General features: G+C 64.0%; 8 protein-coding genes. 4 read left to right on the top strand and 4 right to left on the bottom strand.

Annotation, left to right across the window (positions count from 1 at the left end; translation table 11 throughout):
- The first annotated feature begins 363 nt into the window (after positions 1-363).
- The gene (locus tag FYX01_RS21380; protein WP_150244144.1) at positions 364-786 is read left to right on the top strand and encodes a hypothetical protein; all 423 of its coding nucleotides are present in this window, start codon (positions 364-366) and stop codon (positions 784-786) included.
- Here FYX01_RS21380 and FYX01_RS21375 read toward each other — a convergent pair.
- Positions 765-1,202, bottom strand: a complete 438-nt coding sequence (locus FYX01_RS21375) for a hypothetical protein (protein WP_150244142.1) — start codon at positions 1,200-1,202, stop codon at positions 765-767. The two genes, FYX01_RS21380 and FYX01_RS21375, sit on opposite strands and share 22 nt — an antisense overlap.
- Positions 1,203-1,896: 694 nt before the next feature.
- On the opposite strand from FYX01_RS21375, the gene FYX01_RS21370 reads away from it, so the two are divergent.
- Positions 1,897-4,392 carry a P-loop NTPase fold protein gene (locus FYX01_RS21370; RefSeq protein ID WP_150244140.1) on the top strand — a complete coding sequence of 832 codons (2,496 nt, stop codon included), beginning with the start codon at positions 1,897-1,899 and terminating at the stop codon, positions 4,390-4,392.
- A 224-nt stretch (positions 4,393-4,616) separates the two neighbouring features.
- Here FYX01_RS21370 and FYX01_RS21365 read toward each other — a convergent pair whose 3' ends face one another.
- Both FYX01_RS21365 and FYX01_RS21360 read right to left on the bottom strand, forming a co-directional pair.
- Positions 4,617-5,192 carry a tyrosine-type recombinase/integrase gene (locus FYX01_RS21365; RefSeq protein WP_150244138.1) on the bottom strand — a complete coding sequence of 192 codons (576 nt, stop codon included), beginning with the start codon at positions 5,190-5,192 and terminating at the stop codon, positions 4,617-4,619.
- A 350-nt stretch (positions 5,193-5,542) separates the two neighbouring features.
- Entirely contained in the window at positions 5,543-5,848 is a 306-nt protein-coding gene (locus FYX01_RS21360) for a hypothetical protein (RefSeq protein WP_150244135.1), read from the bottom strand.
- Between the two features lie 268 nt (positions 5,849-6,116).
- On the opposite strand from FYX01_RS21360, the gene FYX01_RS21355 reads away from it, so the two are divergent.
- Positions 6,117-6,584, top strand: a complete 468-nt coding sequence (locus tag FYX01_RS21355; protein WP_190394429.1) for a DUF4352 domain-containing protein — start codon at positions 6,117-6,119, stop codon at positions 6,582-6,584.
- Between the two features lie 1,264 nt (positions 6,585-7,848).
- Positions 7,849-8,645, top strand: a protein-coding gene (locus FYX01_RS21345) for an IS5 family transposase (protein WP_223830586.1) whose coding sequence is annotated in 2 segments (ribosomal slippage) — positions 7,849-8,185 and positions 8,185-8,645 — 798 coding nt in all. Because the reading frame shifts where the segments join, the coding sequence is not laid out codon by codon here.
- Here the strand turns inward: FYX01_RS21345 and FYX01_RS21340 are convergent.
- The gene (locus FYX01_RS21340) at positions 8,624-9,388 is read right to left on the bottom strand and encodes a site-specific integrase (RefSeq protein WP_223830583.1); all 765 of its coding nucleotides are present in this window, start codon (positions 9,386-9,388) and stop codon (positions 8,624-8,626) included. The two genes, FYX01_RS21345 and FYX01_RS21340, sit on opposite strands and share 22 nt — an antisense overlap.
- Between the last annotated feature and the right edge of the window lie 414 nt (positions 9,389-9,802).

Below are 9,802 nucleotides of genomic sequence, written 5' to 3'. Positions count from 1 at the left end.
GAGACCTGCGGGGGCCATCCCCTCCGGAAGGCACTGGTGTAGGTGTCCCCGGTCAGCACGATGCTGGCGTGGCCCAGCATCGCCTCCAACCCGTGCTCAGAGATCGAGGGCGACGACTGCTCGGTTCATGAGAGTGACGAGAGGCGATCCCGACACACGCCATCGCTCCTGCGAGTTCGAGGCTTGGGCGAACACGGTGGACAAGCGCATACTAATCACGACGTCACCTAAGGGTCGGACGATGGTGCAACTCAGATCCAACCCCCGGTAGGGCTCTTGTCAACATGCGCCCGCTGTCGCGTTCTGGCTTGGAGCTACGCGCAGGACTTCAGGAAAGGCGCTCAGCCACATGGGAACAACATCATGAGCAGTTCGAGCAAGGGCACAGGGCGTCAGCCCTGGGGCTGCCTACTCCTTGCCCTTGTCGCCGTGCTTCTACTCTTCGGAGTATTTCAGTGCTCAACGACCGACGACATCGATGACGGGCCATCACCAGAGCCCACGTCAAGGTCTGACGCGCCGTCACCAGAGCCCTCACCGAGCCCTACCGCAACGATCGATCCCGTTGCTCCACCCGACTTTCCGGAGGAAGAGGAGGAAGAAGCGAAGGAAGACGACACCGACGAGACGGGCGACCAGGATTCCGAGGTCCAGATGGGCATCCAGTTCGGGAGCGCCTGCTCTCCCATCGGCGCTCTCGGCATCGCTGAGGATGGGCGTCCCGCCAAGTGCTTCATGGGCCACGACGGTCAAGCTCGGTGGGGCTACGACTCGAACCGTGGCTGAGAGCTCATCTCATTTGGATTCTCGACAACCTGACCGCGTGTCGATGGTGGACGGCTCGTGCCGGACGAGCCATGGGAACTGTTCCAGTCTGATCTCCCAAGCAAATACTGAAATCCTGACAGCTCCTCCATTACGTTGGCGATATCTTTGCGCTGCCGAGGGTCATTGATGGCGGAAATCTCGAACAAGTGCTGGGTAGATAGAGGCACCAAGGCGCGGCCCTGCTGAGTGGCTTTTCGTGCCGCATCGAAGAGCTCTCGATAACCACGCGGGGTCTTGACGTCACCAGTATTTGCTCTGGCCATGCCAATGAAGTGGTTCATGTCGATGTAAATAATTGGAACGCGCGGCCGCATCACTCGCGCCCACACGAGGGTGTCTGCCATCGGAACCCTGTTCGCGTTCTTGTTTGCCAAGCTCTCTAATACCTTTCTGGACCTCGAAAATCCATCCACTAGCCAACCGATCTGGCACTGGTCACGATTAATTCACAGACGCTCGACGCCTGCACAGAGTAATCCTAGGTCAGCCACTCGTCCGGGGTTGCGGGACTGCGGTTGACCCCAGGACGGACCATCACGGCCCGGGCCTGCGATCAACGAGAACCTCGCAAGGTGCCATCGGATGCCACCAGCCACTGTTGTGTGCTCCGATTATCTTCTAATCCGATGTCCGCAGGTTCGAATCCTGCCGGGCGCACCACAAAACCCCAGATCAGAAGGAGTGCGCTGCCTCACCTCAGGCGAGAGGGCGCGCTGATGGGTCCAGTGGGCCCAAGCTGGGTCCAGGCCCCCAAGGCCCACTCCGTACCCGCGCACACCAACGAATCCCCCTGGAGTCCCGAAGCACCAGCCATACGGTCCGCTCAGCTGCCTCCCGCGCAACCTCCGGCAACATGCTGGCTTCGGTGCCCGCGGTCAGCACGACGCCAACCGGAATCAGAGCCGCCTGCACCAGCCTCGATGTGCACCTCGTGATCGAGATCGACGACTTCTCAGTTCATAGGGTGAACGGGAGGCGATCCCGGCACACAACCAGAGCTTCCAGCGCACTCAATTACGAGACGCTCCGGGTCCCTGACGGCCCCGTGTAGGCCTCTATGCTCGGCCCATGCCCCCCACCACAGCGCTCCAGCGGTTCACGCACTTCTTGGCCAAGGTCGTCAAGGAAACCGCCGCACGTGCCCCTGACTGGAAGTACGAGGCGTTCGAGGAACTCGCCCAGCCGTTCCTCGACAACCCGGAGACCCAGGAAATCATGACCAGCCTCAGCGTCACACGAGCCGACATGGTGGCGGAACTGCTGGACAAAGAAGAAGAGATCCTGACAGCAAGATCATCCCAGGCCCTCGTGCGACTGGACCCCCAAGGCTGGTTATGGAATCTGGGCAGCTCCCTCTCTGAGAACGTCGGAAACGTCGATGAGATATCCGGCAGGGAGTTCCTCTACGGGCTCGGAGTGATCACCTTGGTCGTCTTGTCTGTATCTCTCTCACCCTCTTTGATTCTCCTGTACCTACTGCTGGCCGCAGTCGGTCTGGCTACTCTCTTCGCCGCTTCGGGCACCGACTACCGGGGCATGCGATTCGTTGAGCCCTTCCTGGGAGATCTACGCGGGAACGTGGTTGTGCCCCTGCTACGTTCACACCTGAACGACCTGCTGCGGCGGGCTGGGTTGGATGAACCATTCCAAATCACCGACGCCTCCTCCCTGACCGACCTCTCCGAGCGGAAGCAGATCGTTGCCACCAGCGCGATGGGGGTGATCGATAGGACCAGCTCGTCAGTCGGTTCGGGCAGCATCGGCGTCTCGGGCCCTCGGGGAGCGGGAAAGACCACCCTGTTGAGGAATTTCTGCGAGAACAGGTTCGCCCAGGCCAGCCAACCCGACCTTCGCATCCTGATTCCTGCACCTGTGCACTACGAGGCACGGGACTTCGTGATCCACGTCTTCGGGCACTTGTGCGAATCGGTCATCGCCAACACGAAAAAGAAGCAACGAAGCAATCCGATAAAATTTCTGTTGATTCCACTCGAAAACGTTCTCTTCCTGCTTGGGTTACTCTTCCTTCTCTACGCCTTCTTCAGCAGCTTCTTGGCACCCGAAGAGGACCTCCCAACCGTGGATGAGGTTCTGTCCATGAGACACCTGTTCACTCCGAAAAACCTCCTGTTGTGGGGTGAACACCTGGCGATCTACTTCACTGTTCCGATTGTGATTGTGTTCGCCACAGCGCTCTTTTCCGGCATGCAGGCGATTCGTTTTCTACGGGAAAGGTTCCCTGGCACCGAAAGCGTGCAACGTATCGACCTCTGGGAGACCATTGTTCCGATGGCATTCGCCGCCATCGTGACCGTAGCCACCATTCTGGTGATCGCCCGGTGGGTGGGATCCCCCGAGGAACGGTTCGACTATTCGGTACTGTGGACGCCTTACACTCCTGGTGTGCTCCTGTTGGCCACTAGCCTTCTGGTCAGCTTCTGCGGGGCCAGACTGGCCGCCTGGCACAAGAGGAAACGCGCCGACCCTCCGAAGGATCTCGCCTCTCTGGCCCGGGAGCGATTGCGTCAACTGCGCTACCTGGAGACCACAACGATCGGGGTCACTGGTTCAGTCCAGGTGGCCCGCCCCGCCCAGCTGTCCGGAAGCCGCACCCGGGCCCTGGCCGAGCAACAGATGGGGCTTCCCCAGTTGGTGGCGGAGTACCGCAATTTCGCCACGATGACCGCCGAGTGGTGGAGTGAACTCCACAAAGGCCGAGGTCGGCTGGTGATCGGGATCGACGAGATCGACAAGATGTCCGCGCAGGAGGCGGAGCAGTTCATCAACCAGGTCAAAGCCCTGTTCGGCACCCCGAACTGCCTGACCCTGGTGTCTGTCTCCGACGATGCCCTGGCCAACTTCGAGCAGCGCTCGTTCTCAGTGCGCGACTCCTTCGACACCGCCTTCGACGACATCGTCCGGGTGGAGCCCCTGAGCTACGAGGACGTCCGCCAGCTCCTGATCCGACGAATCAGCGGCATCCCCGACTCCCTGGTCGCCCTCTGCTACGTGCTCTCCGGTGGACTTCCACGGGAGTGTCTGCGCGCAGCCAGGAGACTGGTCCAGCTACGGGCGGAACGCCAGAACGCAGAGGCAGAGAAAGCCACGAGTCCTATCAAGACCGTCGATTTCGCCGAGGAACTCGTCCGGCAGGAGGTTGAGGTCCTAAAGAACGCTCTGCTCGCCCAAGGGTTCCCCATGAAGGCTACGGAGGAAGGAGAGAACACCGGATCGGAGATTGACCGTGACATCCGGGGAATCTTCCGGGCCGACTGGCCGGAGATCACCGGGAAGAAGCTGCTGGAGATCGGCTCCCGCTTCTGGGAGGAGGATAACGCGTTGGCCGTCTACGCCACGCAGTTCCTGTTCCTCGGTGCTGTTCTGCTGCTCTACACCGATGCTGATCAGCATCAGACGGTTGGCGTGCTGCTTCGGGAACAGGAAGCGGCCGCGGTCACGCTCCTGACCACCCTAGCCAGAGCCCGAGCGGTGGGAGCTCAAAGCAGCAACGCACAGAGGTTACTAGTCGAGGAGTTCCTGAAGGACTGGGAGCAGGTGGTGTGACGGAGCTTTTGTGGTCAGCATGGGAGATCGGGCTGGGGTTATCCACAGGTTTGCCAAGCGGAAGGCGCAGCCCAGCACCAGCCGGGTCGTCTCGCTCCCGACACCCTTAGCCCGGGACTACCCAGAGCTACGCGGTGAAGCGTGTTGACGGCCAGGCGGACCGTGTCCGGCGATGCGGGTGGACGCGGCCTGGAGGTGCCGACGGCGGCGAGCTTGAGCAAATTCTAATCCGATGGCCGCAGGTTCGAATCCTGCCGGGGATGCCCGGAGACGAAACCCAAGAACGCGCGGGTCTGCTCCACCGTCCACACCGCCACCGCCGACCGCATCCCGCCATGGGTCCACTCGGCCACCGCCTGCTCGGTCCACACCACCGGCCGCGTACCCACCCCCGGCTCCAACCGCAGGCCTCGAGCGGGATTGGAGGGCAGCAACCGCTCACGCACCGCGGTGTTCAACGCCGCCCGCAACGTGGCGCGCACCCGCTGCACCGTCGCCGGGGAAAGTCGATCCCCCATCGATGTGGTACGGCCCGAAATCGCATCGAACGCCTCCTGCACCTGGGCAGGTGTCAACTCCTCCAACAACACCCCGCCCAGGTAAGGGTTGAGGTAGCGGTCGATGTGCTCGCCGTAGCCGACCCTGGTGCGCGGCCGCAACCGGGTCCGAGTGTCCAACCAGTGCTGGAGCCACTCCCCTACTGTCCACACCACCGGACCTGTCGCATCTGTCTCCACGCTCTGGGTCCTGCGCAGCGCCGTGCGGGCGGCCTCCCGGGAAGCGAATCCACCACGACGCATCCGGCATCGCCGGCCCGGAACATGCTCTAACTCGGCCGAGAAGTACCAGCTCCCATGCCCGCGAGAACGCAACCGCGGACAACTGCCCCCGACCTTCCTCGAGGTACCAGGCAAACGACACCCACACCGCTTGAACACCGAACCAGACCCGGACACGGCCACCACCTCCGAGCCCAGTCTCACCCCGGACAGCGGCACTCGGAAAAGACGAGTGACGGAAGACGATCCCGAGACACGCCGCAGCCTCTAAAGAACCCGGAACGAGACAGCGGCAGCTGCGGCAAGGAAGGAAGCAGCTGCAACGATGACTGCCCACCACGCGGGGTCACTCCAGGATGACGTTCACAGCGTTACTCCTTGAGGAACTGGGCCAGGTCGAGCGGCTCAAGCTCCCGATAGGAGAACGGTCTCGCCTCATCGACGTGGATGCGCTCGGGCCACTCGGTGGCCTCGAACCGGGCGTACAGGTCGAGGTCCCCGGACGCGACCACGCGGGGGCTGTCACCCGCGAACAGGGTGACCATGTGGACCTGCTGGCAGTCGCAGGGGCGACAGAACGCCAGGTCGGTTCCGGCGTTGGCGACGGCGTCGAGCGCCGCCGGGTACTCGACGGTGTGGCCCTGCTGGCAGACGACGAGGGAGGAAGGCTGGTCCATGTCGGGACGGTAGCAGGCCAGCGACCCGACATGGGCGGCTTTGCCCTACTGCTGTTTGACAGGCGGGACCGGGTCGACCGGCCCCGCGTAAAGCCCGTTGGGTCACCGACCCAAACGGTGCGCGCCCAGCCGGTCGCCGAACTGGGCCGACATAATGGTCTGCGCACAGACCACCCCTCTCTCGGAGGATTCCATGACGGCCCCATCCCCCACCCCACCCGCTTCCAAGTTCCCGGCCGGATGGGCGTTCGGCTGCGGGTGTGGAGGCATGGTCCTCGGCGCCCTGGCCATGTTCATCTTCGTGCTGGCCACGTACCCGATGCCCGAGGAAACCCCGACCACCGCACAGGCCGAGGTGGAAGAGCAACAGGTTGGGCGTGACGAGGTGTTCGAGTTCAACCAGTTCAGCGTCACTGTCGAAGACATCAAGATGGACGCCACACACTTCGACGGCGACATGATCACCTCGGCGGGCACCTACGTGGTCGTGACGGTGCGGGTCGAGAACACCTCCCAGGAACCTCAGGAGGCGGACCGGCGGTGGTTCCGCCTGGCGGACGCCGAGGGGGCCGTCTACGAGTACGACAGCAACCTGGCCATCCGGACGCGACAGGACGTGAACCCGGGCAACGCGCTGGTCGCCCCGAACCCCTACAGCGTTCCGGCCGATGCGGAGATCACCCATCTTGTCGTCGGGGACGAAGAAGACGGGGCAGTGGTCAGAGTCGAGCTGTAAGCCACCAGCGACCCAGCTCCGCGGCTAACGAGTGGGCATTGCTTCACAACGACGAGTGCAGCCGGCCACGGGCCGCTCTCCTTTGACCTGGCGGGGTCGGGTGGGCCGGCACCCGCCCCCGCCCCGCCAGATCAAGGAAGGCCCCTAGAATCCGCCGACCGACCGGGACCGACGTGTGTCCAACTCGTCGCATGAACGTTCTGCGGCAAGTGACGGGAGGCGATCCCGGCTCACACCACAGCCTCCGCCAAGCCCGGTACGAGGCAGCGCCGACCAAGCCCACCGGCAGGAACAAAAACACCGCGCAGGCATGAACTGGCCACCACATAAGCGTTATGGCATGATGCGGGGCATGTTCATCGACAGAAAGGCCCATGCCGCGTAGACGGCCGGGACGCATGCGCGCAGAGAACCACCCCCGAGCGCGCAGAGGACAAAGAAAAGCACCAGCGATCAAAGGCCTGTCGTCCAAGACGATGGCCGAGATCCGACGAGCCGAACACCGCCACCCGCAGCTGTGGCCAGGGATCATCAACGAGGCACTCCCCAGGTGGGAGAGGTACGCCCGCGACCCCGGGCACCCCCCGTGGAACGACCACCTCTATCCCCGCTCGTGGTACTGCTGCTGGGAATGCTGCGGCAGCCCACTGATGGCCAAGGACTTCCTCGACATACTGGTCCACGCCATGCGGGGCAGTTCAGCGCGTGAAATACGTGCCCGTCTCAGACACCTGGATGAACTCCACGGCCTCCCGTTCCCCTGACAGCACGAAGCCCAAGGAGTCCAGCGCTCCTTGGGCCCAGTCGGAATACCGCGAAGATCAAGGAGGTCTGCGCAGATCAGTGGCCTGGCATTTCGAGGCCCCGGCTGAGCAGCCGTCGTACCTGTCATGCCCCCACCTGGGATGACTCGCCCACTGGTCATCTGAGCGACCACGATGGATTGCTCACTCTCAGCCACACGACGAGAACCTCGCGAGGTGCCATCGGACGCCGCCAGGGGCCGGTGTGTGCTCCGATTATGCTCCGCAGTTCCGGACTGGCACGACAGCGGACGACACCTCTTGACACGAAACGATGGCGATGATCGGATGGATAGGGACGAAACGGCACCCTATGGCACGTAGAGACACGAAAGCGCCGGACTTCTAATCCGATGGCCGCAGGTTCGAATCCTGCCGGGTGCGCCACAAAATCCCAGGTCATAGCCTTGTCTAGTTAGAGCTCATCTCATTTGGGTTTTCGGTAGCCTGCCTCTGTGTCGATGGTGGAACGGCTGGTGCCGGACGAGCTGTGGGAACTGTTCCAGCGGGTGGTGCCCGAGGCGCCCACCCGCCCGCAAGGCGGCGGGCGGCGCAGACACGGCGACCGCCAGGTGCTGGCCGCGATCATCTTCGTGGCCACCAGCGGCTGCACCTGGGCACAGCTCCCGCCGGTGTTCGGCCCCTCCGGACCCACCGCGCACCGGCGCTTTGCCGAGTGGACCCAAGCGCGAGTCTGGGCCAAGCTCCACCGGCTCGTGTTGGACGAGCTCGGTTCCCGCGGTGAGCTGGACTGGTCGCGGTGCGCGATCGACTCGGTGAACATGCGGGCCCTCAAAGGGGGGACCTGACAGGTCCGAATCCTGTCGATCGGGGCAAGAAGGGGTCGAAGATCCACTTGATCACCGACCGGTCTGGCCTGCCCCTGTCCATGGCGATCTCGGGGGCCAACACCCACGACAGCCAGGCCCTGCAACCCCTGGTGGAGGGGATCCCACCGATCCGCTCCCGCCGCGGCCCCCGACGGCGCAAACCGGCCAAGCTGCACGGCGACAAGGGCTACGACTACACCCACCTGCGCCGATGGCTCCGCAAGCGGGGGATCGTCCACCGCCTGGCCCGCAAGGGCGTGGAGTCCTCACAGCGGCTGGGCAGGCACCGCTGGCAGGTGGAGCGCACCATGGCCTGGCTGGCCGGATGCCGTCGCCTGCACCGCCGCTACGAGCGCAAGGCCGACCACTTCCTGGCCTTCGCGGGCATCGCCTGCACACTCATTTGCTACCGCAGACTCACCAAATGAGATGAGCTCTTAGAACCTGAGGGGGTCGTCCTGCCGGTGGGTCCAGGGTGGGACCCAGGTGGGACCAGAACCAGGCCCCGGCGACCACCCCGTCCCCGTCTCCTCGTATGCCGACCGATCTTCCCGGCGTCCCGCAGCACCAGCCAGGCGGTTCGCTCCGCCGCCTCCCGCGCCACCTCCGGCAACACACTGGCGTAGGTGTCCGCGGTCAGCACGATGCTCGCGTGCCCCAGCATCGCCTGTACCACCTTCAGCTCCACACCCGCCGCCAACGCCAACGTCGCCGCCCCGTGGCGCAGATCGTGCAACCGCACCGGCGGCAAGGCGCTCTCGTCGTTCAGCTTCCGGAACAGGCGCGACAAACGCTCCGGGGCCATCGGGCCACCGCGCAGGGCGGTGAATACGTACCCTTGCGGATTCCAGTTGTGTCTCCGCTCGGCTGCTTCGTGCTGTTGACGCCACTGGTGGCGGCGCAACACCCCGACCGTGGCATGGTCCAGCGTCAGCATGCGGCGACTCGCCGCGCTCTTGGGCACCAACTCCACCAACCCGCCCCGGCCCGTCTGGAGCTGACGCGCGATGCGCACCGTGTCCCGAGCCAGGTCGAGGTCCTCCCACCTCAACCCCACCACCTCGCCCCGCCGCAACCCGGTCATCACCAGCAGGTGGAACAACGCATACAGCCGGTGCCCGGAGACGAAACCCAGGAACGCGCGGGTCTGCTCGACCGTCCACACCGCCACCGCCGGCCGCATACCGCTATGGGCTCACTCGGCCACCGCCTGCTCGGTCCACACCACCGGCCGCGCACCCACCCCGAACTCCAACCGCAGCCCTCGAGCGGGGTTGGAGGGCAGCAACCGCTCACGCACCGCGGTGTTCAACGCCGCCCCGCAAGAAGGCTGAGGAGATACGTAGAACGACCCCTGCAGCCGCAGTCCGGCGAACAACGTTGTCCGAGACATTTCCACCGTCGTGAACACGGATCCCTACAACGCCCCAATGCTCGTAAGTCGTGTCAGCAGTAAAGGCGGAGACCACGTCAGAATGGTGGAGCAGGACTGCGGCTGGCCCAGGACAGGACACCACCGCCGGTCCATGGACGAGGAGAACACCGAGGCGGCGAGCACACCGCAAATCGTGCGAGCGTATTCGAC

The organism is Nocardiopsis quinghaiensis (genome assembly GCF_008638365.1).
In the GTDB taxonomy this organism is placed as follows: Bacteria; Actinomycetota; Actinomycetes; order Streptosporangiales; family Streptosporangiaceae; genus Nocardiopsis; species Nocardiopsis quinghaiensis.
Note: the sequence above shows the minus strand (reverse complement) of the source record. Positions and strands in the feature narration are given on the sequence as shown.

Excerpts from the sequence above, each read along its gene's own strand:
- FYX01_RS21380 (WP_150244144.1), top strand. The coding sequence starts at position 364 with ATGAGCAGTTCGAGCAAGGGCACAGGGCGTCAGCCCTGGGGCTGCCTA.
- FYX01_RS21365 (WP_150244138.1), bottom strand. The coding sequence starts at position 5,192 with ATGCGTCGTGGTGGATTCGCTTCCCGGGAGGCCGCCCGCACGGCGCTG.
- FYX01_RS21360 (WP_150244135.1), bottom strand. The coding sequence starts at position 5,848 with ATGGACCAGCCTTCCTCCCTCGTCGTCTGCCAGCAGGGCCACACCGTC.
- FYX01_RS21355 (WP_190394429.1), top strand. The coding sequence starts at position 6,117 with ATGGTCCTCGGCGCCCTGGCCATGTTCATCTTCGTGCTGGCCACGTAC.
- FYX01_RS21370 (WP_150244140.1), top strand. The coding sequence starts at position 1,897 with ATGCCCCCCACCACAGCGCTCCAGCGGTTCACGCACTTCTTGGCCAAG.